Source organism: Aminobacter sp. SR38 (genome assembly GCF_014843375.1).
Lineage (GTDB): Bacteria > Pseudomonadota > Alphaproteobacteria > Rhizobiales > Rhizobiaceae > Aminobacter > Aminobacter ciceronei.
In genome coordinates this window covers 2,709,098-2,733,584 of the sequence record NZ_CP062112.1, presented here as the reverse complement: position 1 = coordinate 2,733,584, position 24,487 = coordinate 2,709,098, and the positions used below count along the sequence as shown (strand labels likewise).

Below are 24,487 nucleotides of genomic sequence, written 5' to 3'. Positions count from 1 at the left end.
GGATGCTGGTTGCCGTTCTGCTCGAAACCGCGCCGGTCTGACCCAACCGGTGTCGACGTGCCTGCGGCATCATCCGCAGGCGGCCAGCGCCGAAGCTGAGGAGCAGGGGCACCCCGCTCCTCGCCGGTTGGCGGCGCCGTCAGAACTGGGTCGTCAGCCCCACCGTGATGGTGCGCCCTCGGCCGGTCTTGTCGCCCATCTCGCCCGACACCGCCGGGCTGTAGGCCACGTTGGTCAGGTTCTCGATGTTCAGGAACGCCGTGGCGTTCTTGTTGACCTTGTACGAGGCATAGGCGTTGAACAGCGTATAGGCCTCCTTGGTTGCAGTATCGCCGAAGCCAACCGCATAGCGGCTGCCGCCGACATGGTTCATCGTCGCGCCGATTGTCAGCGCTTCCTCGAAGGCGCGGATGCCGACATCGACGGAGACCTTGCTCTCCGGCAGGAAAGTCGAATCGCCATTGCCGATGCCGGCGCCCCAGCCAACCGGCTGGTTGTTGCTCGCCTGGGTGTAGGAGAGATTGACGTAGGCGATGCCGGCATCATAACCGCCCTCGACCTCGAAGCCCCGTGAGTGCGTCGTTCCGGGAACGTTGACCCAGATCGCCCGTTCGTAAGGGTCGCCCGGGATATTGATCAGATTGTTGACGATGTAGTTGTCGATGGCGTTGTTGAAGTAGTTCACCTTAAGCCGCAGCTCGTCGCCGCCATAAAGCAGGTCGTTCCTGACGATATTGGCGCCGATCTCCCAGCCCTTTGATGTTTCCGGGTTGAGGTGGAAGTTGGAGTACTGGCCACCGCCGACGCCAGATCCGATCGGAACCAGCGCCCACAGCGCCTCGCGCGCCGAGGGCGGCCTGAAGGTGTGTGAGTAGGTCACATAGGGCTGCAGCCAGTCGAGCGGCTTTGCCGACAGCGTGATCTTCGGGTTCAGCGCGGATTCGTGCCTGGAGACATCGACATTGCCACCGGTCGGCGGGCAGAAGCCGATATTCGGTTTGCACGGGCTCTGGCGACCGCTCAGGTCCCAGTAGTCGTAGTTGAGGCCGGCGTTCAGCTCGAAGATACCCTGTGACAGGGTGAGGTCGGAGAAGGCGCGCGCCTTCTGCATGTGCCCGGGCGGATTGGCGCCGCGGAACAGGTTGACCTTGTAGTCGTTGGACGAATAGGCCGCGCCATAGTCCCAGCGCGCGCTGAGCTCGTCGGTAATGTCGAACCGGCTGGTATTGGCGATGTCGAAGCCGAAGCCGAAGTCGCGCGTGTTGCGCTTGCGGTAGGATCCGCCCGTCGTCGGATCGTAGGACATGTCGGTGCGGTTGTAGTAGCCGTTGATCCTGAGGTCGATCCCGTCGCCGCCGGGCTGGTATTTGTAGTTGGCCGTATAGGTTGCGTTGTCGACACCCCAGTTGTAGCCCGAAATCAGGAAGTCGTTCTTGTACCAGCGCGCGCCCAGCCTTAGGTCGTGCACGTCGTCGGGCTGGATGTGCAGCTTCACCAGGCCGGACCCGGGCTTGTTGCTGGCGTCGGGCCTGTTGTAGGTGCCGTCGCCACGCTGGTAGTTGCCATGCTCGCCATAGCTGAACGCGCCCAGGATAGAGGCCTGGCCACCTCCGGCCAATTCGGTCCGGACACCTGCCGCGGCCATCCCCGAAGCGCCATAGCCATTGCTGCCTGCCTTGACGGTCGTCTTGACGCCCCTGTCCTGGCCTTCGAGCACGACGTCGTCGAACTCGATGGTGCGGAAATTGACCGCACCTGCCAGCGAGCCCATGCCATAGGCGCCATTGACCGCGCCGCGTTCCGCGCCGATGCCGGCAAGAAGGTTGGTGTCGATGTAGAGCAACTCGCCACCGGTGGAGGCGTGGCCTGCGGTGTTCCTGAAGGTCTGGGGCACTCCGTCGATCATCGTGTTAACGCGGCCATCGGCTTCGAAGCCGCGGATGTTCACCGACACGCCGGGCTGGCTCGACGACATGCGGGTGAACGTGCCCGGCATGCTGCGAACGATGGCATTGGCGTCACCGCCAAATTTCTCCTGGACGATCTTGCCGTCGATGACGCTGACGCCACCTGATGTCTGGAAGGGCGCTTTCGTATCGCTGCCGGCGCTGACCGTGATGGGTGGCAGCACCAATGGGCTCGTTGCCGGCGCCTTCCGGTCTGACTTGACCGGCTTGGGCGGCTGCTCGGCGCCGTTGGGGGACTGGGCATTCGCCACGCTGAGGGCAATGGCGCTGCACACGGCCGCCAACGCGACAGTGCTGCAACGGATGATGTGATGATTGTTCACTGTGTTCCTCGGAATGCTGGGAATCAGTGGCTTGCTCTGGAGAAAGAACTGCTAGCTTCTGATGCGCGTCTTCTCGGAAGACGACTTGGCGCCTGATTGATGGGATGAGCCCAGGCTCTCAACGCGCCATTGAAAACACTGGCAATGAGCGCCCAAACACAGGCGGTCGGCCTCTCGTCCAGGCATCCGAGAGAAGACATCGAAATTTCAGTATGTTGTTTGACCACCCCGTTGGCCGGTCGACGGCCATGAAGCTGAGCTACATTAACTTGATATTTGGAGTCAAGTTTTATGCGAGGCGATTTTGCGTCGCCCACAGGCGCATGCGGACGGCTATATCAGTGCCTTCCAGCTGCCTGAGACAGCCGCTGAAGACGAACCCATAGGCTTTGTTGCCGTAACTGCGCGGCATCGGTCGTCATCCTGCAAAGCGGTTTGAAAAGACGAGCAACGCGTCGACGCTGTAGCCAACGTGGCCCGGTGCGGTAAGCTGACACAAATCGCCGAGGAGACTGCCATGCCTTCACCGTCCGCAATCACGACGCTGCCCTCGGGCGAGGCCGTGCCGACCCTCGGCCAGGGCACCTGGATGATGGGCGAGGACCGCAGCCGCGTCGCCGACGAAGTCGCCGCACTTCAGCTTGGGCTCGATCTTGGCGTCACCTTGATCGACACCGCCGAAATGTATGGCACCGGCGGTGCGGAAAAGGTGGTGGGCGAGGCCATTGCCGGGCGCCGCGACGAGGTGTTCCTCGTCTCCAAGGTGCTGCCGTCCAACGCTTCGCGCAATGGCGTCATCCGCGCCTGCGAGGCGAGCCTCAGGCGCATGCACACCGACCGGATCGATCTGTACCTGCTGCACTGGCGCGGCGGCGTGCCGCTGTCGGAAACCATCGCCGTCTTCGAGGAGCTGCGTCAGTCGGGCAAGATTCGCCACTGGGGCGTCAGCAATTTCGATGCCGATGACATGGAAGAGATGAGCCGTCTGTCCAAGGGCGGCGCCTGCCAGTCCAACCAGGTGCTCTACAACCTCACCCGCCGCGGCATCGAGTTCGATCTGTTGCCGCAGTGCCGAGGCCTCGGCATGCCTGTCATGGCCTATTCGCCCGTCGAGCAGGGTGCGCTCGCCGGCAACAAGGGTCTCCAAGGCATCGCCGCCCGCCATGAGGCGACCGCCGCGCAGGTCGCGCTCGCCTGGGTCCTGGCCCAGTCAGGCGTCATAGCCATCCCCAAGGCGACGCGCCTCGAGCATGTCAGGCAGAACGCCGCTGCGCGCGATATCAGGCTGACCGGGCAGGATCTGGCCGAACTCGACCGCCTGTTCCCGCCGCCATCGCGCAAGCGTCCTCTGGAGATGATCTGACCGTTTTGGCCGGCGCCTGTCAGCTCGCCTTGACGGAACAGATACCGTTGGCGCCGCCCTTGCCGGTGTAGGAGACGCTCGGCGAGCCATCGGGATTGATGCTCAGCGAGATGGTCACGCCGGCGCCCTTGATCTCGAAGTAGTTGTCGTTGAACTTCTTCAGCGCGCCTTCCTTGCCGTTGATGTAGACCGGCCCGCCTTGGTCGGCATGGACCTCGATGTTGCCGGGGCAGGTGGCGTTGAGAAGCGGGATCGACGCATGCGCCGGCGTTGCAAGCTCAAGGGCTGCCGCCAGGGCAGACATACCAGCCAAAGTCTTGTTCAATTCATTCCCCCATGTCTGGACGACATCAGGCATTGTTGCGCTGCTGCGACCGTGCCGCAAGCGCACATGGGCTCAGCTTGCCAGCGCCACGTCGGGCGCACCGATCCTTGCCTCGAAGCTGCGGCTCTTGATGCCGACATAGTGCTCGCCAAATGGCCGCGGCTTGGCGATGCCAAAGCCTTGCGCATAATCGACGCCGATGTCGCGCAACGCCCTGGCAATGTCGTCGTTCTCGACGAACTCGGCGATGGTGCGCTTGCCCGTCACTTCGCCGATATGCTGGATCATCTCGACCATGGCGCGGTCGATGCGGTCGACAAGCATGTCCTTGACGAAGCCGCCGTCGATCTTGAGGTAGTCGACGGGCAGGGCCTTGAGATAGCTGAACGACGACATGCCCGCACCGAAATCGTCGAGCGAGAAGCGGCAGCCATGCGCCTGCAGCGTGGCGATGAAGCGGGCCGCCCGGTCGAGGTCGGCGATCGCGCTGGTCTCGGTGATCTCGAAGCAGATGGTCGCGGGCGAAATGCCGCTGCGGGCAAACTGCTCCAATACGTAGTCGGCAAAGCTGTCGTCGCCGAAGCTCGCGCCCGACAGGTTGATGGCGCAGGTGGTGATCGGTGAAGCGTCGGCCGTCTGCCGGGCCAGGATGCCGAAGGCCTGGCGCACCATCCAGCGGTCGATCAGCGGCATCAGCCCGTAGCGCTCGGCCGCAGGGATGAATTCGCCTGGTGCAATCAGCTTGTCCTCGGCATCGGCCAGCCTGACCAACAGCTCGACATGGGCGCCTGCCGCGCCATCGCCATGCAACGGCACGATCTCCTGGGCGAAGATGCGGAAACGGTTCTGCTCCAGCGCTTCGCGCAGGCGCTGCACCCAGGCCATCTCGCTCAGCCGTTGCTCCACCTCCATGTCGCCGATCTGCTGGATCTGGATGCGATTGCGGCCGCGCTCCTTGGCCATGTAGCAGGCGACGTCGACGCTGCGCAGAATCTCTTCCAGCGTCATGCTGGCATCCGACATTCCGACCACGCCGATGCTGACGCTGATCTTGAAAGCGCGTCCCGCCCAGACGAAGTTCAGCTCGTCGACGGCCTGGCGCAGGCTCTCGGCGGTGCTTGCCGCGAGCTCCTCGGGGCAGTTCTCCATCAGGATGCCGAATTCGTCGCCACCCAGCCGTGCCAGAAGATCGGTCGGGCGCAACCGGCTGTGCAGTGCCGCCGACACCTTGCGCAGGAGTTCGTCACCGGCCGCATGGCCGCAGGTGTCGTTGACGATCTTGAACTGGTCGAGGTCGAGATACATCAGCGCGTGCACCGCCGGGCGCTTGGCCAGGGCTGCCAGCGACGCGTTCAGCCGCGCCTCGAATTCGCGGCGGTTGGCCAGCGAGGTCAGCGTGTCATGGCTCGCCTGCCACGACAGCTGCGCCATGAATTCCTGTTCCTTGGTGCGGTCGTGGAACACCAGCACCGCGCCCGCCACCTTGCCGTCGACATAGAGCGGCGCTGCCACCAGCGACACTGCGACGCTCGAAAGGTCCGGCCGCATCAGCTGCTGCGGCACGCCGCTGCCGCCGACCGCTTCGCCCGAAAGGACGCGTGCGATGAAGCCGTTGTCTTCTTCGTCGCTCTCTTCGCTGACCAGCCGGAACAGCTGGTCGAGTGGCTTGCCCTTGGCGCTGGCGCCATGCCAGTCGAGCATCGCCTCGGCCGCTTCGTTCATATAGTCGAGCCGGCCCTCGGCGTCGGTTGCAACGACGGCCTGGCCGATCGAGGCCAGCGTGATCTGAGCGCGCTCCCGCTCGGCATTCAAAGCGCTTTCAAACGCCCGGCGCTGCTCCAGCAGATTGCCCGTGCGCCGCATCGCCAAAAGGATCAGGGCGCCTGCGGTTACCACGTTGACGCAGAGCAGCAGCACGGTGATGTCGCGCGAGCCGCGCCCGAGCGAGACGGAGAAGGCCTCAGCCAGCGGTGCCGTCTCTTCGTGCAGACGATGGATGTCCTTCTTCCACGCCGCGAGCTGTTCTGCCGAGGCACTGCCGCTCGAGATGCCGGCATGCATGGCCTCGCCAAGTGCCGCGATCTCCAGGATCTTCGGATCGGCGTCGATCCAGCGGTCGACGGCATTGGACAGGTAAGGCACGTGGCGGAAGTTCTTGAACAGCCAAATCAGGCCGGGATTGTCGTTGGGATGGTTGCCGCCGCGAAGGAAGCCGTCATAGGCGGCGTCATAGTCGAGCAGCGGTTTTTCCATCGCCAGACGCGCGTCGCGGTCGGCCAGCGGCACCGCAATGGCGTGGCGGAAGCGTTCGAAATAGTTGGCATCGCCGGAATTGGCATAAAGCGTCAGATAGTAGATCGCGTCCTTGTGGCCTTTCGACCAGGCGCTTTCGCCTGCAGCATAGGCGCGCACGGCAGACAAGGTATAGAGACTGGCACCGGCAATGACGGTCTGTATCAGGACAACGGCGATGAAGGGCCACAGCAGCCCGATGAGCTGAAACCTGGATCTGATGTCGCGTTGTCTCGTCACATGTATGGCGAACGAACTCGCCCCCCAGCTTGTTCTCCTCGCGTTTGCGGCGCGAATAGTTGCAATACCTATATGAGCAAGCTTTAAAATTCCTTTCCCTGTAAGGTTCAAAGCACTATCCAGTACATTGACGTAGGGTAAGGTATTTCCGGCCTGCTGCCAGCGATTTTCCGTCAACTTGGGTTGACGGAATTGCCTACGTCAACTAATGTTGACGAATGGTTGATCTGAACGCCCTGCATTTGCCCGATGATCCCGACGAAGCGCTGGCCGCGGTGGTTGCCTTGCGACGGCTGGCCGACACGCTCGAGCGGCGCGCGGTCAGGTCGGCGCTCGGGCAGGGCTGGTCATGGGCGCGGATCGCCCAGGCACTCGGCGTCAGCAAGCAGGCCGCTCACAAGCGGCTGTCAGACATTGGCGATGCGCCGGAGAGCTAGGAGATGAGAATGTTCAGCCGCATCAAGGCGCGTTTCAACGACATCGGCACGATCGGCACGCTATGCACCGGGGCGGAGCAACATGCGTTGCGGGATCATCAGCGCGAGCCGGGCGTCGAGCACTTCCTGCTCGCCGCACTCGACCTGCCCGACGGCACGGCGCGGCAAGCCTTCGCAGCGGTCGGCGCGGATCCCGCGGCGCTGCACCAAGCCATCGCCCGTCAGTATGGCGACGCCCTTGCCGCCATCGGCCTGGACATCGCTTCGTCGTCGTCGTCGGCCGGGTCGGAGCGGCTGGCCGCACGCCCCGGCGCATTCAATGCGTCGGCCTCCGGGCAGGAGGTCATGCAGGCGCTGGCGGCAAGCCGAAGCCAGCACGGCCCGCTGCTCGGCGCGCATGTCGTTGCCATCGTTGCCGGCATGCCGCACGGCGTTGCCGCCCGCGCCTTGCGGGCGATGGGCATCGACCTTGCCCAACTCAGATCCGCCGCCGAAGCTGTCGCCGAGGCCGATGCGCGTCCCTGAGCCGGGACGCGCTCACTTCGCCCGGTGAAGCCGGAGCGGCTTGGTCGCCTCGCGCTGGATGACGCCTTGTGCTTCGAGGTCGAGCTGGGCTGCCTTCAGCCACCAGCCGGCCTTGTCGCCGCCGGGAAACAGCTCCTCGGACAGGATCGGCAGCACCGCCGCTTTGGTTTCCGCCACGGTCAGGCCCGGCGTGGTTGCCGGCAGCACCTCAAGCAACGCGTCGCGCATGGCGGTGTATTTTGCCATGTCGACACGCACGACATGGTTGGGCGAGACGATGTTGCGGATCTCGATCTTCTCAGCCGCCTTGGACATCGAGCTCTCCCTTTACATATTCGATCTTTGGGGCGCGAAAACCCATCGCCGCCCAGGCAGACAAAAGCCGCCACATGAAGCGGCCGGAATGCTTGGCATAACTCGGCAGGCTGTCTGTGAATTCGACGCCGGACCTGCGGTCGGCGGTCATCGTGCGCATCTCGGCCGGTGGCCGGTCGGCGGGGTGGATGCGCTCGCGATAGACCGACAGCCAATGCCCGCCCTTGAACTCCAGAAACATCGGCGAGTTGCAACAGGAAGCCACCACGCGCCGGGTCGGCGCCGTCGGGCTCAGCCGGTGTTCGCGCAACAGCTCGGCGCCATGCGCACAGCGGATCCGGTCTTTGCGGTAGAGCGTGTAGTTCGTGCCGCCGTCGCTTTCGAGCACCGGCGCGCCGCCGGGTAGCGCGGCGAAAATCCCGCCTGCCTTCTGGCAGCTGGAGCAATAGCAGATCGCGCCGACGATCGGCGTGCCGCTCGCCTCGAATGCCACCTGTCCGCATCTGCAGGCGATCCGTCGCATGTCAGCCATCTCATCACCTCGTCCGTCGATTTGAAACTAGACTGGACCGTCCAGTTTGATTTGTCAACGGCTTCAGCTTATGCTCGAAATCGCAGCTGCCGATACAGGGACGAGCATTGATGAAGACCGCCAAAACGCGCCAGGAACGGACACGCGACACCATCCTCGATGCCGCCGCCGGCCTGTTTCTCCGCAACGGTTTCCTTGGCGCCAATATGGACGAGATCGCAGCAGCCGCCGACGTTTCCAAGCAGACCGTCTATGCCCATTTCCACAGCAAGGAAGCCTTGTTCCTCGATGTCGTCAGGGGGCTGACCGGCGTTGCCGGCGACGTCCACCAGGAGCAGGTCGCCGACCCCGTCGACGACAGCCCGATCGCCGATTACCTCCAGGAATTTGCCGAACTTCAGCTCACCATCGTCATGACGCCGAAGCTGATGCAACTGCGGCGGCTGGTCATCGGCGAGGTCGAGCGCTTTCCGGAACTGGGCAGGGCGCTGCATGCGCTCGGCCCGCAGCGCTCGATTACCCGCCTGTCGCGCGCCTTCGAGCGCTACCGCAGGCTCGGCCAGATCGAGGCCGACGACCTCGAGGCCGCGGCGTCGTTCTTCAACTGGCTGGTGATGGGGGCCCCCGTCAATGACGCCATGCTTCTGGGCGACGACGCCATCCTGCCCGCCGCGGCCTGCCGCGGCCACGCTGCCGAAAGCGTGCGCATCTTCCTCGCTGCCTTCGGCCCGCGCGCCACGCATCGGGCATAGGCGCCGGCTCGTGGCCCGGCGCCGCAGGGTTCATTGACCTGATGCCATCAGGTCGCGCACCAGCGCGTCCTTCACCAGCCCGATCAGCTCGGCATGCAGTTCGCCGCGTGGTCGGCCGGCCTCGTCCGAACAGATCGGATCGAACTCGCCAAACGACTTGAGCAGTTCGGCCGCACCGTCCTTGCACTCGGGCAGGAAGCTGAAATGCGTCGCACCCGCCACGGTCGCATAGGTCCCCTTGGACGTCAGCTTCGCGAGCCCATCGGAGATGACAGCCAGCGGAATGCCTTCACCCTCGCCGAGATTGATGAAGTGCATCGGGATCGCGATGTCCTTCAGGCTGTCGGGGTCATAGGCCTGGGCGAGGCCGGGATCGGCCAGCACCGCCGTCTTGATCCGCTGGTCGAGGTTCGACTGCTCGAAGCGCGCCTGATCGATGCGGCGCAGGTCTACCTTGTCGACTGTAATCTTCTCGTCATTGACGTAGCCGACGCCGCTTACAAACCAGGCGCAGTCCCACTTCTTGTAGCTGTCGCAATAGCGGGCATAGGCCTCGAGATTGGCGCGCGCGCCCGAAAGCTCCATGGCCGTGGCTCCGCCGAGCGAGAAGCCGACGACGCCGATCCTGTCGGCATCGATGACGCTGCTCCAGGCCGGATCCTTGGCCAGTGCGTCGATGACGGCGGACAGATCGGCCGTGCGCTGCCACAGCTTCGGCGTTTCGGCCGGGGTGGAAAAACCGCTGGTCGTGCCCGGATGGTTGGGGCCGGCAACGACGAAACCCGCCTTGGCAAGCTCGGTGGCGAGCCAGCTCATCGCCTGCACGCGGCTGCCCGATCCATGCGACAGCAGCACCAGCGGATGGCGGCCCGGCACCACGGGTGCATCGATGCTGGCTGCCGCGCCCTTGAACACCTTGTTGTCGCCGACAATTGTCGGCTTGCCGCCGACGGCTGCCGGATACCAGACGGTCACGGATAGATCGCGGCCGGACTGCGGCACCGACATCTCTTTGACGCCCGCTTCCGAAGCGAAGCAGGCGGAGACGAAGCCGATGAGGGCGGGAATGGTGGTGAGTAACTGGAGCACGGGAACCTCGCTCTGTTTGCGGATGAAGACGAGCGAGCAATGGCGAAATTGACCTTTATCGGCGTCCTCGATCGCGATTCAGGTCGTGCTCGATCGCGATAGAGGCCATGATCGGCTGTCTGCTCTCCGGTGGGATTCGCCTTGATCTTCGTGCCCTTGTCCTTCGTCGCCGCCCTGTTGCTGGTCATCCTGCTCGTCGCAGCATTGCGCGCCCGCGAAACATCAGGCGGCAACACCGCCTTCCTCGTCCTCGTCGCGCTCTGCGCCGTGCAGTCGGTCGTCGTCGGTCTGCGCTGGGGCTATCATGTCGAGGCGGCGCGCTACGTCCAGCCGATCCTGGCAAGCTGCCTGCCGCCTTTGGTGCTGTTCAGTTTCCGCACCTTGCTCCAGCGCGACGATACCCAGGGCGGTGCCACACGCTGGCTGCACGCCTTGCCGCCTCTGGTCATGACTGCCATTGTGCTGTTCGCGCCCGCCTTTATCGATGCAGCACTTGTCGTGCTGTTCGTCGGCTATGCAATCGCCGTGCTGCACCTCGGACGCAGCGGCCCGGACGCTCTGGTCGAGGCGCGCCTCGACAGCGCGGTCGCCGCCCACCGCGCGCTGGTCATCGCCGCCGTCGCGCTCTGCCTGTCGGCCCTGTTCGACCTTGGCGTGCTGCTTGCCTTCGAAAAATGGCAGGGCGCAAACGCCGCCGTCATTGCCAGCAACGCCAATCTGCTCGGCCTGTTCTTCATCGGCCTGACCGCCTTCGTCGCCTCGCGCGCCCATCCTTCCGCGTCGACCCAGCCCAATCCACCCGAGCCGTCGCCGTCCGAGCTGGACCGCGAGGTGCTCGATCAGGTCCAGCGCCTGCTGATCGACCAGAAGCTCTATCGCGACGACAATTTGACCCTGTCCAGGCTGGCCCGCCGCGCGGGCGTGCCGGCGCGGCAGATCTCGGGCGCCATCAACCGCCTCGCCGGCAAGAATGTTTCGCAGTACATCAACGACGTCAGGATTTCGGAAGCCTGCCGCCTGCTCAGGGACACCGACATGTCGGTCACATCGGCCATGCTCGATGCCGGCTTCCAGACCAAGTCCAACTTCAACCGCGAGTTCCGCCGCGTCACCACGTTGAGCCCCGCCTCCTGGCGCGAGCAGAACCGGCGCAGGGCCGCGAACGCCGCTTGAGCGGCCGCCATCGTCACGCCGCGCGGTAGATCTGCGCCACGGCACCGCCTGGAAAGGCTCTCGAACTCACCAGCTCGAACCGGGCCGGCGCGGCGAGTTCGGAAAACAGCGGCAGGCCCTGGCCAAGCGCCACAGGGACGACCAGCAGCGCGAAGCGGTCGACCAGCCCGCCGGCGACGAGGCTGCGGGCAAAGCTGACCCCGCCATGGGCGACGATCGGCTTGCCCTGCTGCGCCTTCAGCCTGGCGATTTCCTCCGCGAGATCACCGCTCGCCACATAGGGCTGCGCCCAGCTCTCCGCGCCGGCTTGCGGCGCAGCCCGCGTGGTCGCCGTTGTGGCGTTCGCCAGGATTGGCGGCCCCCGCCGCGAGAACACCGCCTTGGGGATCTGGTTCATCGGTGCCGCGAACTGGTCGGTAGACGTTGGCCACCAGGCGGCCATGCCATGGAAGGTGCGGCTGCCTTTGATGTGCAGGCTGGCGTTCCACAGGAACTCCACGCTCCACGCCTTGGCCTCCTGGTCGGTGCCGAACATCCAGCCGTTTCGCCCGTCCAGGTCGCTGACGAAACCGTCGACCGACATCGACATCTTCAACACCAGCTCTCTCATCGCCGTCTCCTCCGTTGCGGTCCTGACCCGAGGACGCACGGGAACGACAGATACCCACAGCGCGCGGCCATTTCATTGGCCGCGCGCTGTCGCATTCCGCAATCTCAGGCAGCTAGCGCTGCAGCCCGGCAAAGAAGGCGGCGACCTCTTCCGCCCAGACCTCAGGCACTTCCATCGCCGCAAAATGGCCGCCGCTGGCAAGCTCCGTCCAGCGCAGGATCGTGTTGCCTTCTTCGCCGTAGCGGCGGATGGCGACCTCGTCGCGGGCAAAGACGGCAACGCCCGTCGGCACGCCCGAATTCGGCTTCGGCGACCAGGCTTCGGGATCGTGGGCGTTTTCATAATAGAGCCGGATCGACGAGGCTGCGGTGCCGGTGAACCAGTAGACCAGCACATTGGTCAGGAACCGGTCGAGCTCGACGGCATCAGGGCTGTCGCCGAAGCCGGCAAACATGTCGCCCAGCCAGGCGATGAGACCGGCCGGCGAGTCTGAAATGCCATAGGCCAGCGTCTGGGGCCGGCTCGACTGCAGCGCATTGAAGCCGAAGCGTTCGGCCATGAACTGTTGCAGGCGCTGCAAACGGCTCTTCTCGGCATCGCTGAACGTGGCGATCTCGCTGGGATCGATGGGCCCAAGCGGAATGAAGCCCATCGTCGCCGCGTTGACATGCACGCCGATGACCCGGTCAGGTGCTGCCCGGCCGATGGCAGGTGCGATGATCGCACCGGCATCGCCGCCCTGCACGCCGAAGCGCTTGTAGCCGAGGCGCGACATCAGCTCGAGCATGGCGCTGGCGATGCGGCCGTCATTCCACCCGGCCTCGTGTGTCGGGCCGGAGAAACCGAAGCCGGGCAGCGACGGGATGACGAGATCGTAGCCCGCCGCAGTCAGCGGCCCGATCGCGCCGAGGAACTCGACGAACGAGCTCGGCCAGCCATGCAGCAGGAGCAGCGGTACGGCATCGATAACCCCCGACTTCACATGCAGGAAATGGATGGTCTGGCCGTCGATCTCGGTGACGAACTGCGGGTTGGCGTTGATCGCTGCCTCCTGCGTGCGCCAGTCGAAGCCGTTCTTCAGCCGCTTGATCGCACGGGTGACGAAACTGGATGCCATGCCGTAGCTCCAGCCGGTGCCTGGAATCTCGTTGGCGAGCCGAGTGTTGGCGAGCCGCGCCTTGAGGTCGGCCAGATCGGCTTCAGAAATGGCGATCTTGAAAGGGGTGATGTCAGACATTGCCGCGTGTCCTTTTTTGCTATGTGCATGACCCCAGCGAAAATCGTGCGATCTCAGGGGGCCGTTCACAGGGTTGAAAGTGCATCCTTTCTAGCCGGCGGCATGGTCTTGCGGATTGAAGATTTCCGACAGTTTCAGCTGCGTGCGGCCTGCCCGGGGGTGACGCCCATGATCGCCTTGACCGAACGGATCATGTGCGGCTGGTCGGCATAACCCAGCGCAAAGGCGACGTCCGCCGCCGGCCGGCCCTGTTGCAGCAGCACCACCGCCTTCTGGGCGCGTTCGATCTGCGTAAAGGTCTTGTAGGTGACGCCGGTCGTCTTCAGGAAATGCCGCTGCAGCGTCCGCTCCGACATCGCCATCGGATGGCCCGAGACGATTGAGGCGACCACCCGGTTGTCCTCGACGATGGAGTTGCGCACCAGCTTGCGGACGAAGCCGTCGACCGTTTCGAGGGTCGGGATCTCCAGCACGTCGGAGCCGAGCCGGAAGCGGTCCTTGCCGATCAAGTCCAGCACCACCCCTTGGTCGCGCATGACCTCGCCCGGCATCAGCGGCATGAAGCTGCTCGGCTTGAAGGCGATGGAAAGGATTTCGTCGCCGGCGGCATAGTCATGGCAGACGGCAGCGGTGGTCAGACCAGTGCGCAGCACGGTGGTCGTATCGCCGTTCCTGAAAATGACCACGTCCCAGCAGCCATCCGGCTGGATCTGCATCGAGCCGCCGGTCGCAAAGCTTGTCCGCGTCACCGACTCGACGAACGGCGACGACCAGCCTTCCAGTGTCACGACCTCATGCATGTCAGCCGCCGCGCTCCTCGCCGGGGCAGTGTCGCCGGAGTTGCCTGATGAGGCAAGGGTGCACTGGCAGCAAGGTGGCGCGCCAGTCGACACCGTTGGGGCTATGGCCAATAGCCGTTGGCTCAAGCCGTTTTGGACGGCGGCCGCGACTTGACACGCCGGTGACGGCGGCTAGTTTCCTGCCCGCGAGGTAACGTCCTCTCCCGCCAGGGAAAGAATGTCCGGGAACGGCCCGGCCCAATCAAAGGGCTTGTTCATGTGCCGTCATCATCAGTCCTCGCGCCTTGTCCTGAAAACGGCCGCCTCATGGCTGAGACGCTTCGGGAACTCCGGCCCGCGTATCGTGCTGCCGGGCATGAACCGCGTCCGATGATGTCGGTGGTATCAGCTTCGAGATGACCGAACTTGGCGCCCCTCCCTCCAGTGACGTCGCTTCTGAGCCTCTCGACAGGCCTCTGAGCCGCTGGCCGCTGCTCCGCTGGTTTGCCTCATCGGCGACATTGAACGTTCCCCAGGCTTCCGCGCCGGTGGCGTTCTCGCTCGTCGCCTTGGGCCTCACGGGCGACGCACGGGGCGGCGCCGCCATGATCCTGGCCATGACCCTTGCACAGGTCGTCGGCGCCATCCCGATTACACGGCTCGGTACGAACCGTTCAGCCGCGACCTTCCTGAGGCTGTTGGTGGCCTTCCGCACGCTCGCCTTGGCTGCTGTGGTTTTGTGCGCGCATTACCAGGCGCCGTTTGCCTTGCTTGTCGTCTTCGCGGCTGTGGCCGGCTTGGTCAACGGCGCGGCATTCGGATATTTGCGCGCGTTGCTCAATCACTTCACGTCTGCTTCGCATCTGCCCCGAACGCTCGGCATTGCAGCCACCCTCAATGAGCTGACCTTTGTTCTTGGTCCGGTGGTGGCGTCCGCCCTTGGCGCCGTCTCGCCCGTCTTTGCCCTGCTCGCGCTGACACTGCTCGGTGCCATTCCGGCCCTGCTGGTGCCGCAGGCGGGCAAGAGCCATGTCGAGCACGCGCCTCATGCCGAGGGTTCGGTGCTCAGCCCCTCCATCCTGCTGTGGCTCGTCTGTGCGGCTGCAGGTTCGTCCACGGTCGCGGCCATCGAAATCGGAGCCGTCGCGCTCGCCCTGAAATTCGGCTACCCACCGACGCTGGCCATCCTGTTCACGGTGCCGCTGTGACTGGCCTCGGTCGCGGGTGGTATCTGGGTCAGCGTGCGCAACCGCATGGCAAGCAGCAGGGCCGTCGTTTTGCTGCTGTGCGTCTTGACGCTTGGAGCCGCACTCGCCGCACTCGGACCATCGCTTGTGACCACGGTCGTCGGCGCCGTCCTCATCGGATTGGTCCTGGCGCCTCTCGGCACCTACTACTCGCTCGTTCTCGACCGGCTGGCCCCGCCACGCAGGCGACCCGAAGTGTTCGCCTTGCTGCGCACGTCGAGTGCCATAGGCATCATTTTTGCCAGTGCAGTGCTGACGGCAGCGTCCCTGTCGAGCGCGCTGGTCGTTGTGGCGGCCACGATGTTCGCGGTGACGCTGACGGTAGCATTCGCGACCCTCCGGCGCTGAACTGGAGCCGTCAATCAAGCCTGAGGTCGGAAGCCGCTCGGCTCCAAAACCGCGTCGTCGGCGGCTTAGTCGTGGGCGACAGCGGCGGCGGTCAGGCCGGTGCGCAGCACGGTGGTGGTGTCGGCATTCCTGAAGATGACAAAGCAGTCACGACAGACGATCGGGCGCGATGCTGAGCGCAGCCTCAAGGCTGTGTGCACTCGCCGCGCTGCCGCCAAGTCGGGTGAAAATGCCAAGGCAGCGATCAGCTTGTCGATCCGATCAGAATCCACCATGCCACGGCCCTTGCGCGATCCAGCGCCGACTTGAGCAGTCCGGCAGAGCGGGTTCAACCGGGAGGCTGCGGGCAGCGTAGAGGGCCGCGTTATTTCTCTCGCTTTTCGGTCTTCAGGTTCGGAAGGTCGGGTCGCCTGGATTTCACCCCGGCCTCCTTCAGGGCGGCGTAGCCGACCTTTTTGAGAAGCTTCTCCGTTTTGGCGCGCTCCTTGTCGAGAGCGCTCTGACCTCTGACCTTGGGCATGCGTCCTCCATCGGGTTGGTTGGCTGGCAAGATCGCCAGCGCGCACAATGTCAGCATTGGCGCAGTGGCAGAGAGAACGTCAATGACCCAAATGGACCGCCTGCCGCCATCGGTTGCAAATTCGCCCATGCCACAGCGAATGAGGCCGTTCAAACCGCGCATGCCTGGTCGGCTTTGCCGGCAAGCTGTCCCGGCAGAACTCCGGAGCTTGAGTTGAAGGCGCGTCCGGCGCGCGCCTAGACGGCCTGGTTGAACACCGCCTCGATAGGATGCCCATCAGGGTCGATCACGAAGGCGGCAAAATAGTTCGGCCCATAATGTTCCCTTAGGCCGGGGCCGCCATTGTCGGTGCCGCCATGGGCGAGAGCTGCTGCGTGGAACGCCGCGACCGCCTGTCGGTCGGGCGCGGCAAAGGCAAGGTGGAAGCCGGGGCCCGGCGGGCGCTGGCCGATGCTACGCTGCTTGAGCGCCAGATTGTCGCCGCCGCCTGCGACACCGTAGCCGACGGCCTGGTCGTCGGCGCCGGGCGAGAGGTCTTCCCAGACCCTGACATAACCGAGCGGGGCAAGGGCCGCGTCGTAGAATGCTGCTGCGCGGTCGATGTCGGAGACACCGAGCGAAATGTGATGAAGCATGCCGTCTCCGCTCCTAACCGCTGCTTAGCTCGCCGCCAGCACCTTCAGTCGGTACAGCGCGTCGAGTGCCTCGCGCGGGGTCATTTCGTCGGGGCTCAGCCCCTCCAGTGCCTTGGTCAGTGCGTCATTGGCGACGGGTTTGGCCGCCTCGCGTTTCACCGCCACCGAAAACAGCGGCAAATCGTCGACAAGCTTGTTGGCTTTCCCGGAGGTTTCGCCTTCCTCGAGCTGGTGCAGCACCTCCTTGGCGCGCGCCACCACGACATCGGGCAGGCCGGCGAGGCGGGCCACCTGCACGCCGTAGGAGCGGTCGGCGGCCCCCTTGCCGACCTCGTGCAGGAACACCACTTCGCCTTCCCACTCCTTCACCCGCATCGTCACATTGTGCAGGCGGCCGAGCTTGCCGGAAAGTGCCGTCAGTTCGTGGAAATGGGTGGCGAAGATGGCGCGGCAGCGGTTCTTCTCGTGCAGATATTCGACTGCCGCCCAGGCGATAGACAGGCCGTCGAAGGTGGCGGTGCCCCGACCGATCTCGTCGAGGATGACAAGCGTGCGCTCGCCCGCCTGGTTGAGGATGGCGGCGGTCTCGACCATCTCGACCATGAAGGTCGAGCGCCCGCGCGCCAGATCGTCCGAGGCGCCGACGCGGGAGAACAGCCGGTCGACCACGCCGATATGCGCACGCTCGGCGGGTACGAACGACCCCATCTGGGCGAGGATGGCGATCAGCGCGTTCTGGCGCAGGAAGGTCGACTTACCACCCATGTTCGGGCCGGTGAGCAGCCAGATGGCGCCGTTCCTGTCGTTGCCGTCAGGCGACAGCGTACAGTCATTGGCGACGAAGGGGGCTGCCGCCTCGCGCCTCAGCGACTGCTCGACCACCGGGTGGCGCCCACCAAAAATGTCGAAGGCGAGGCTGGCGTCGACCTCGGGCCGACACCACGCCTCGTTCTGGGCGAGCACGGCGAGTGCCGCCGACACGTCGAGCACGGACAGCGCGTCGGCGCCTGACCGGATCGCCTGGGCGTGGGTCACTGCCTCGCCGACCAACTGGTCGAAGGCCTGGAGTTCGATGGTCAGCGCCCGGTCGGCGGCATTGGCGATCTTGGTCTCGAGGCCGGCGAGCTCGGTGGTGGTGAAGCGCATCGCATTCGCCATGGTCTGGCGGTGGATGAAGCGCGCCTTGGCCTCGTCGCTGCCGTTCAGGGCCGTCTGGTTGTTCGCCGTCACCTCGATGTAGTAGCCGAGCACGTTGTTGTGGCGGATCTTGAGCGAGCGGATGCCCGTCTCCTCGATCAGGTCGCGCTCCATGCCGGCGATCACCCGGCGCGACTGGTCGCGCAGCGCCCGCATCTCGTCGAGTTCCGGATGATAGCCGGCGCGGACAAAACCGCCGTCGCGCTTGAGAAGCGGCAGCTCCTCGCCCAGCGCCACGTCGAGATGGTCGGCGAAGCCTGTGGGCAGGGCCGAAATCGCCGCGATCGCCGCCGCCAGCTGCTTCGGCAGGGAAGCACCCGCAAACAGCCCGGCAATGGTGCGTGCCGCCGAGAATCCCGAACGCAGCGCGCCGAGATCGCGCGGCCCGCCGCGGTTGAGCGCCAGCCGCGACAGCGCGCGCGGCATGTCGGCGACGCCCTTCAGGCTGAGCCTGAGCGCATCGGTCAGCCGCGTTTCGCTGGTGAAGAACGACACCGCGTCCAGCCTGGCGCCGATGGCTTCGGGATCTGTCAGCGGCGACATCAGCCGGTCGGCGAGCAGGCGCGCGCCGCCGCCCGTCACCGTACGGTCGATGGCGCGGAACAGCGAGCCGTCGCGGCCGCCCGACAGGGTGCGCAACAATTCGAGATTGGCGCGTGTCGCCGGGTCGATGAACAGCGTGGTGCCCGACTGCTCGCGCTCGGGCCGCGACAAAGGCGGCCGCTCGGCCTTTTGGGTCTTTTCGACATAGGCGATGACGCCGGAGATGGCCGACAGCTCGGCGCGCGAAAACGCGCCAAAACTGTCCGGCGTCGCCACGTCGTAGAAACGGGCGATGCGGCTGGGCGCCGAGGTCGAATCGAACAGGCTCGGCGGCTGCGGGTTGACGATGCGGCCGACCAGATCGAAGCTCGGGCGCAGCTCCTCGTCATGGAAGGCAGGTTCGGCGACGATCAGCTCGCGCGGGTCGACGCGGAAGATGTCGGCCGATAGCCGTTCCGGCGTCGTCTCGGCGACGCGGAAGATGCCGGTCGAGATCTCGATCCAGGCGATCGCCAGGCTGGCTTCGCCCGCGCCCTTGACCCGCCCCAGCGCCATCAGGAAATTTGATTCCTGCGGCGCCAAAAGCTTGTCTTCGGTGATGGTGCCAGGCGTCACCAGCCGCACCACGTCGCGCTTGACCACCGACTTCGAGCCGCGCTTCTTGGCTTCCGCCGGGTCTTCCACCTGCTCGCACACGGCGACCCGGTAGCCTTGCCCGATCAGCTTCTGCAGATAGTCGTCGGCGGCATGGATCGGCACCCCGCACATCGGGATGTCCTGGCCCTGGTGCTTGCCGCGCTTGGTCAGCACAATGCCGAGCGCGCGCGAGGCCTTCTCGGCGTCGTCGAAGAACAGCTCGTAGAAGTCGCCCATGCGATAGAACAGCAGCGAATCCGGGTTCGCCGCCTTGATCTCCATATACTGTTCCATCATCGGCGTCGGCGCGGCATGCACCGGGGCTTCGGCCCGGCTTTCCCCTCCGGCTTCCGCAAAGTCAGCTTCCGCAGCGATTATCGGTCGATCGTTCACGCCTGAACCTTCGAAAAAAGGAAATTCCCTCGTCTGCTTGGCGGTTTACAGCGCCGATGTGTAGCCTTAATCCAAAACGCTCCACAAAAAGAAATTTAAGGGACAGGAACGCTTCTCACCATGGCAACTACCAGGAAACCCGACAATTCCGGTCCCTCCGTCTCCGCTCAGGAAGCGCTCGACTTCCATGCCATGGGCCGCCCGGGCAAGCTCGAGATCAATCCGACCAAGCCGATGGCGACGCAGCGCGACCTCAGCCTCGCCTATTCGCCCGGCGTCGCCGTGCCGGTGAAGGCCATCGCCGAGGATCCCTCACGCGCCTATGACTACACCACCCGCGGCAACATGGTCGCCGTCATCTCCAACGGCACCGCCATCCTCGGCTTGGGCAATCTCGGCGCGCTGGCCTCCAAGCCGGTCATGGAGGGCAAGGCGGTGCTGTTCAAGCGCTTCGCCGACGTCGATTCCATCGACCTCGAGGTCGACACCGAGGACGCCGACGAATTCATCAACTGCGTGCGTTTCCTCGGGCCGTCCTTCGGCGGCATCAACCTCGAGGACATCAAGGCGCCCGAATGCTTCATCATCGAGCAGCGCCTGCGCGAGTTGATGGACATTCCCGTCTTCCATGACGACCAGCACGGCACCGCCATCATCGCCGCCGCCGGCCTGATCAACGCGCTCGAAATCACCGGCCGCGACATGAAGTCGGCCAAGCTGGTCTGCAATGGCGCCGGTTCCGCCGGCATTGCCTGCATCGAGCTGATCAAGTCGATGGGCTTCTCGCCCGAAAACGTCACCCTGTGCGACACCAAGGGCGTGGTTTACCAGGGCCGCACCGAAGGCATGAACCAGTGGAAGTCGGCGCATGCGGTCAAGACCGAGGCGCGTTCGCTGGCCGACGCCATGGACGGTGCCGACATCTTCTTCGGCCTCTCGGCCAAGGGCGCGCTGACACCCGCCATGGTCGCCTCCATGGCCAAGAACCCGATCATCTTCGCCATGGCCAATCCGGATCCGGAGATCACGCCCGAAGAGGTCGCCGAGATCCGCACCGACGCCATCATGGCGACCGGCCGTTCGGATTATCCGAACCAGGTCAACAACGTGCTCGGCTTCCCCTACATTTTTCGCGGGGCGCTCGATGTCAGGGCGACAACCATCAACGACGCCATGAAGGTCGCGGCCGCGACCGCACTGGCGGAACTTGCCCGCCAGGACGTGCCCGACGACGTCGCTGCCGCCTACCAGGGCAACCGGCCGAAATTCGGCCCCAACTACATCATCCCGGTGCCGTTCGACCCGCGCCTGATCTCGGCGATCCCGATCGCTGTCGCCAAGGCCGCCATGGAATCGGGTGTCGCCGGACGGCCGATCCTCGATCTCGACAAATACGCCAACGAGCTCTCCGCCCGCCGCGACCCGATCGCCTCGACCTTGCAGCGCATCTACGACCGCGTCCGGCGCCAGCCCAAGCGCATCGTCTTTGCCGAGGGCGAGGAAGAGCAGGTCATGCGCGCCGCCGTGTCTTATGTGAACCAGAAGCTCGGCACCGCCATCCTTCTCGGCCGCGACGACATCATCAAGGAAAACGCCAGGCAGGCCGGCATCGACCTCAACAAGCCCGGCCTCGAGATCATCAATGCGCGGCTGTCACGCCGCAACGCCATCTATGCCGACTTCCTCTACGAGCGTTTGCAGCGCAAGGGCTACCTTTTGCGCGACTGCCAGCGACTGATCAACAACGACCGCAACCATTTCGCCGCCTGCATGGTCGCCCTTGGTGACGCCGACGGCGTGGTCACGGGCGTCACCCGCAACTACTCGACGGTGCTGGAAGACGTCCGCCGCGTCATCGACGCCAAGCCCGGCCACCGCGTCATCGGCGTGTCGATCGTGCTCGCCCGCGGCCGCACCGTCATCGTCGCCGACACCGCCGTTCACGACATGCCCAATGCCGAGCAGATCGCCGACATCGCCGAGGAAGCCGCCCATTTCGCACGGCGCATGGGCTACGAGCCGCGCGTGGCGATGCTCGCCTACTCGACCTTCGGCCATCCGGCCGGCGAGCGCTCCGAGCGTGTCCAGGAAGCGGTCAAGATCCTCGACAAGCGCCGCGTCGATTTCGAGTATGACGGCGAAATGGCCGCCGACGTCGCCCTCAACCATCGCCTGATGCAGCAGCAATACCCCTTCTGCCGCCTGTCGGGTGCTGCCAACGTGCTGGTCATGCCCGCCTTCCACTCGGCGGCGATCTCGACCAAGATGCTGCAGGAACTCGGCGGCTCCACCGTCATCGGCCCGTTGTTGGTCGGCCTCAACAAGCCGGTCCAGATCGTCTCGCTGAATGCCAAGGACTCAGACATCGTCAACATGGCGGCAATCGCGGCGTATAACGCAGGGACTTGAGAAGCGGTCGGCCCTGAGCGGTAGCTAAGGGCCGATCAATCGACAACGATTTGTCGATTGAAGCGACTCAAGGCCCGGAGCCATAGCGGAGGGCATAGCGCTGCCGCCTTCTTGCCACGTTAGACGGTTGGACGAGGCGCCAAAAGCTGCTGATCTCCCTACTTATGCGGGAAATGCCCGGCAGAGCAGAGGGGGGTGCGAAGGATCGCGGGGGCCGCATCGGCGCTATATGCGCAGGCAAGCCTTATTTGTGTGCCGATCGGGAAGGAGCCGGCGGTTCCGACAGGTGGCTGACGTAGCCTGTTGCCCGGGCCGTCCGAAGGTTCACCTTCGGACGGGGTGCGCGGGACGATGCGATATTGGGGGTACGGCCCCGCTTCCCGAATTTCTCATGAGCAACTGCCAGACCGGAGACGAGGCGTGGCAACGGAGAGGTGCGTGGGACAGCACCCCCCTCTGTCCTGCCGGACATCTCCCCCGCAAGGGGGGAGATTGGCAGCGTCAGGCGGGGCGACCCGTTCTGCGATGGCGACAACTGGGGTGGGGGCAAGTGACTGCTGGTCCCCCGACATGGAGATATCCGGCACGACAGAGGGAGGGAATGAGAGCGGGCAGGTTTCCGCCGCCCCTCATCCGCCTCTGCGGGGCACCTTCTCCCCGTAAACGGGGCGAAGGAAAAGGAGCCCTACAGCAACCCGGCCTGCTCGGCCTCGTGCTTCAAGTTCTGCCGCGGGCGTGGGCCGATCTGCTGGATGACGAGGCCGGCGGCGAGCGAGCCGAGGTCGCCGCAGTCCTTGAGCGAGCGGCCTTGGGTGTAGCCGAACAGAAATCCGGCGGCATAGAGGTCGCCGGCGCCTGTCGTGTCGACCAGTTCGCGGATTTTGGTCGCCTGGATCACCACGGTCTCGTCGCCGCGCACGATGACCGAGCCCTTCTCCGAGCGGGTGACAGCGGCGATCTTGCAGTCCTTGCGGATCAGCGACAGTGCCTCGTCGAACGACGACGTCTCATAGAGCGACTTGATCTCGTGGCTGTTGGCAAAAACGATGTCGACGGTGCCCGAACGCATCAGTTCGAGGAACTCGGCGCGGTAGCGGTCGACGCAGAAGCTGTCCGACAGCGTCATCGACACTTCCCGGCCGGCCGCATGCGCGTGGGCTGCGGTCATGCGGATCGCTTCCTTGGCCAGCGGCGGATCCCACAGATAGCCCTCGAAATAGGTGACCTTGGCCCCACTTGCCTTGTCGGCCTCGACATCGTCCGGCCCGAGCTCGACGCAGGCGCCGAGATAGGTGTTCATCGAACGCTCACCGTCTGGGGTGACGAGGATCATCGAGCGCGCCGTCGGCGGCGTGCCGTCGAGGGCCCCTCCTTCAAGCGGTGTTGTGTCGAAGTCGACGCCCTGGGCGCGGATGTCGTGGGTGAAGACCTCGCCGAGATGGTCGCGGGAAACCTTGCCGAAATAGGCCGAGCGGCCGCCGAAGCTGGCGATGCCGGCAGCGGTGTTGCCGGCCGAGCCGCCCGAGGCCTCGATCGCCGGGCCCATGCGGGAATAGAGCAGTTCGGCGCGCTCGGCGTCGATCAGGTTCATCGCCCCCTTGATGATGCCGTTGTCGGTGAGAAAGGCCTCGTCGCATTGTGCGATGATGTCGACGATGGCGTTGCCGATGCACAGCACGTCATATTGGCTCATCAGGGTCTCCGCGGCGCTTTGGCCGTAAAAAGGGGCCGAGGGGTCGGCAAAACGGATTGCGTTTAGCGGCTCGCGGCCCGTTTGCCTACCGGCAAATTGGAGGCAGCCGCTTGAGGCCGGCCCCGCGGCACCTTATCTCAGCGCGGAAACAGAGAGACGTAACCCCAACATGATCCTCGACGCCGCCCGCATTGCTGCAAGCCAGCTCTTTTCGGCCGAGTTCCGCACGGTGTTTTTGAAGACGCTGGGGCTGACATTGCTTACGCTCGTCGCGCTGTGGTTCGGCATCCGCGAGCTGTTCGACTGGCTGGCCTGGCCATGGATCGACGCCATGCTGCCCGGCCTGCCCGCCTGGACCGGCTGGCTCGGCCTGATCGCCGCGATCATTGCCAGCATAGGCCTGGCGCTGGGGCTCGCTTTGCTGATCGCGCCGGTGACGGCGATCGTCGCCGGCCTGTTTCTGGACGATGTCGCCGAGGTCGTCGAGAAGACCAACTATCCCGCGGAGCGCCCGGGGCAGCCGGTGCCGGCCTTGCGTTCGCTGGTGCTGGCGATCAAGTTCTTCGGCATCGTCATATTGGGCAATTTGTTGGCGCTGCTTCTGATGTTCATCCCCATCGTCAACATCGGCGCCTTCTTCCTGGTCAACGGCTACCTGCTGGGCCGCGAGTTCTTCGAGTTCGCCGCCATGCGCTTCCGCTCCGAGCAGGACGCCAAGGATTTGCGCCGCCGCAACGCCGGCACGGTGTTCATGGCAGGTCTGGTCATCGCGGCCTTCCTCGCCGTGCCGATACTCAACCTGCTCACCCCGCTCTTTGCGGCGGCGATGATGGTGCATCTGCACAAGAGCGTGTCGGCGGCCGAGCGCCGGCCTGAAATGGCGCGGGCGTGAAGATGATAAGGGGCG

At 64.9% G+C, this 24,487-nt stretch carries 23 protein-coding genes; 9 read left to right on the top strand and 14 right to left on the bottom strand.

The window, feature by feature from the left end:
• Positions 1–139: 139 nt before the first annotated feature.
• Positions 140–2,290, bottom strand: a complete 2,151-nt coding sequence (locus tag IG197_RS13400; protein WP_192319425.1) for a TonB-dependent receptor domain-containing protein — start codon at positions 2,288–2,290, stop codon at positions 140–142.
• Between the two features lie 517 nt (positions 2,291–2,807).
• Between IG197_RS13400 and IG197_RS13395 the strand changes: the two genes are divergently transcribed.
• On the top strand, positions 2,808–3,653 hold the full coding sequence (locus IG197_RS13395; RefSeq protein WP_192319423.1) for an aldo/keto reductase: 846 nt from the start codon (positions 2,808–2,810) through the stop codon (positions 3,651–3,653).
• A 19-nt stretch (positions 3,654–3,672) separates the two neighbouring features.
• On the opposite strand, the gene IG197_RS13390 is transcribed toward IG197_RS13395, so the two are convergent.
• Together IG197_RS13390 and IG197_RS13385 are read right to left on the bottom strand one after the other, a co-directional pair.
• Complete coding sequence (locus IG197_RS13390) at positions 3,673–3,978, bottom strand: hypothetical protein (RefSeq protein ID WP_246765375.1); 306 nt, start codon at positions 3,976–3,978, stop codon at positions 3,673–3,675.
• A gap of 72 nt (positions 3,979–4,050) precedes the next feature.
• The gene (locus IG197_RS13385) at positions 4,051–6,510 is read right to left on the bottom strand and encodes an EAL domain-containing protein (RefSeq protein WP_371746541.1); all 2,460 of its coding nucleotides are present in this window, start codon (positions 6,508–6,510) and stop codon (positions 4,051–4,053) included.
• Positions 6,511–6,728: 218 nt separating this feature from the next.
• Here IG197_RS13385 and IG197_RS13380 point away from each other — a divergent pair, with 218 nt between their 5' ends.
• Both IG197_RS13380 and IG197_RS13375 read left to right on the top strand, forming a co-directional pair.
• Entirely contained in the window at positions 6,729–6,947 is a 219-nt protein-coding gene (locus IG197_RS13380) for a helix-turn-helix domain-containing protein (RefSeq protein ID WP_192319421.1), read from the top strand.
• A gap of 9 nt (positions 6,948–6,956) precedes the next feature.
• Positions 6,957–7,472 (top strand): Clp protease N-terminal domain-containing protein, encoded by a 516-nt coding sequence (locus IG197_RS13375; RefSeq protein WP_192319420.1) that lies wholly within the window; start codon positions 6,957–6,959, stop codon positions 7,470–7,472.
• 12 nt (positions 7,473–7,484) lie between these two features.
• On the opposite strand, the gene IG197_RS13370 is transcribed toward IG197_RS13375, so the two are convergent.
• Both IG197_RS13370 and IG197_RS13365 read right to left on the bottom strand, forming a co-directional pair.
• Positions 7,485–7,787 (bottom strand): hypothetical protein, encoded by a 303-nt coding sequence (locus IG197_RS13370; RefSeq protein ID WP_192319418.1) that lies wholly within the window; start codon positions 7,785–7,787, stop codon positions 7,485–7,487.
• On the bottom strand, positions 7,771–8,319 hold the full coding sequence (locus IG197_RS13365) for a GFA family protein (RefSeq protein WP_246765374.1): 549 nt from the start codon (positions 8,317–8,319) through the stop codon (positions 7,771–7,773). Before IG197_RS13365 ends, IG197_RS13370 begins: the two co-directional genes overlap by 17 nt.
• A gap of 110 nt (positions 8,320–8,429) precedes the next feature.
• Between IG197_RS13365 and IG197_RS13360 the strand changes: the two genes are divergently transcribed.
• Complete coding sequence (locus IG197_RS13360; protein WP_192319416.1) at positions 8,430–9,071, top strand: TetR/AcrR family transcriptional regulator; 642 nt, start codon at positions 8,430–8,432, stop codon at positions 9,069–9,071.
• Between the two features lie 30 nt (positions 9,072–9,101).
• Here the strand turns inward: IG197_RS13360 and IG197_RS13355 are convergent, their stop codons facing one another.
• Positions 9,102–10,160 (bottom strand): alpha/beta fold hydrolase, encoded by a 1,059-nt coding sequence (locus IG197_RS13355; protein ID WP_246765373.1) that lies wholly within the window; start codon positions 10,158–10,160, stop codon positions 9,102–9,104.
• Between the two features lie 150 nt (positions 10,161–10,310).
• On the opposite strand from IG197_RS13355, the gene IG197_RS13350 reads away from it, so the two are divergent.
• Positions 10,311–11,333: an AraC family transcriptional regulator gene (locus IG197_RS13350; RefSeq protein WP_246765392.1), complete on the top strand. Its 1,023-nt coding sequence runs from the start codon at positions 10,311–10,313 to the stop codon at positions 11,331–11,333.
• A 13-nt stretch (positions 11,334–11,346) separates the two neighbouring features.
• Here IG197_RS13350 and IG197_RS13345 read toward each other — a convergent pair whose 3' ends face one another.
• From IG197_RS13345 to IG197_RS13335, 3 genes are all read right to left on the bottom strand, one after another.
• The gene (locus IG197_RS13345; RefSeq protein WP_192319412.1) at positions 11,347–11,943 is read right to left on the bottom strand and encodes a dihydrofolate reductase family protein; all 597 of its coding nucleotides are present in this window, start codon (positions 11,941–11,943) and stop codon (positions 11,347–11,349) included.
• A 112-nt stretch (positions 11,944–12,055) separates the two neighbouring features.
• A complete protein-coding gene (locus tag IG197_RS13340; RefSeq protein WP_192319410.1) occupies positions 12,056–13,180 on the bottom strand; it encodes an epoxide hydrolase family protein in 1,125 nt (374 codons plus the stop codon).
• A 134-nt stretch (positions 13,181–13,314) separates the two neighbouring features.
• Positions 13,315–13,980, bottom strand: coding sequence for an AraC family transcriptional regulator (locus IG197_RS13335; protein WP_192319408.1), 666 nt, complete (start codon positions 13,978–13,980; stop codon positions 13,315–13,317).
• 395 nt (positions 13,981–14,375) lie between these two features.
• Between IG197_RS13335 and IG197_RS13330 the strand changes: the two genes are divergently transcribed.
• On the top strand, positions 14,376–15,167 hold the full coding sequence (locus tag IG197_RS13330; protein WP_192319406.1) for an MFS transporter: 792 nt from the start codon (positions 14,376–14,378) through the stop codon (positions 15,165–15,167).
• Between the two features lie 45 nt (positions 15,168–15,212).
• Complete coding sequence (locus IG197_RS13325) at positions 15,213–15,554, top strand: hypothetical protein (RefSeq protein WP_192319404.1); 342 nt, start codon at positions 15,213–15,215, stop codon at positions 15,552–15,554.
• Between the two features lie 65 nt (positions 15,555–15,619).
• On the opposite strand, the gene IG197_RS13320 is transcribed toward IG197_RS13325, so the two are convergent.
• The 4 genes from IG197_RS13320 to mutS all read right to left on the bottom strand — a co-directional run bounded on the left by IG197_RS13320 (position 15,620) and on the right by mutS (position 19,382).
• On the bottom strand, positions 15,620–15,829 hold the full coding sequence (locus IG197_RS13320) for a hypothetical protein (protein WP_192319403.1): 210 nt from the start codon (positions 15,827–15,829) through the stop codon (positions 15,620–15,622).
• 89 nt (positions 15,830–15,918) lie between these two features.
• On the bottom strand, positions 15,919–16,236 hold the full coding sequence (locus tag IG197_RS13315) for a hypothetical protein (RefSeq protein WP_192319401.1): 318 nt from the start codon (positions 16,234–16,236) through the stop codon (positions 15,919–15,921).
• Between the two features lie 74 nt (positions 16,237–16,310).
• Positions 16,311–16,709 (bottom strand): VOC family protein, encoded by a 399-nt coding sequence (locus tag IG197_RS13310; RefSeq protein WP_192319399.1) that lies wholly within the window; start codon positions 16,707–16,709, stop codon positions 16,311–16,313.
• 24 nt (positions 16,710–16,733) lie between these two features.
• Positions 16,734–19,382, bottom strand: coding sequence for a DNA mismatch repair protein MutS (mutS, locus tag IG197_RS13305; protein WP_246765391.1), 2,649 nt, complete (start codon positions 19,380–19,382; stop codon positions 16,734–16,736).
• 216 nt (positions 19,383–19,598) lie between these two features.
• Here mutS and IG197_RS13300 point away from each other — a divergent pair, with 216 nt between their 5' ends.
• The gene (locus IG197_RS13300) at positions 19,599–21,887 is read left to right on the top strand and encodes an NADP-dependent malic enzyme (RefSeq protein WP_192319395.1); all 2,289 of its coding nucleotides are present in this window, start codon (positions 19,599–19,601) and stop codon (positions 21,885–21,887) included.
• Positions 21,888–22,572: 685 nt separating this feature from the next.
• Here IG197_RS13300 and IG197_RS13295 read toward each other — a convergent pair.
• Positions 22,573–23,580, bottom strand: a complete 1,008-nt coding sequence (locus tag IG197_RS13295) for an adenosine kinase (RefSeq protein WP_192319393.1) — start codon at positions 23,578–23,580, stop codon at positions 22,573–22,575.
• 169 nt (positions 23,581–23,749) lie between these two features.
• Between IG197_RS13295 and IG197_RS13290 the strand changes: the two genes are divergently transcribed.
• On the top strand, positions 23,750–24,472 hold the full coding sequence (locus tag IG197_RS13290) for a sulfate transporter family protein (RefSeq protein WP_192319391.1): 723 nt from the start codon (positions 23,750–23,752) through the stop codon (positions 24,470–24,472).
• Positions 24,473–24,487 lie beyond the last annotated feature (15 nt).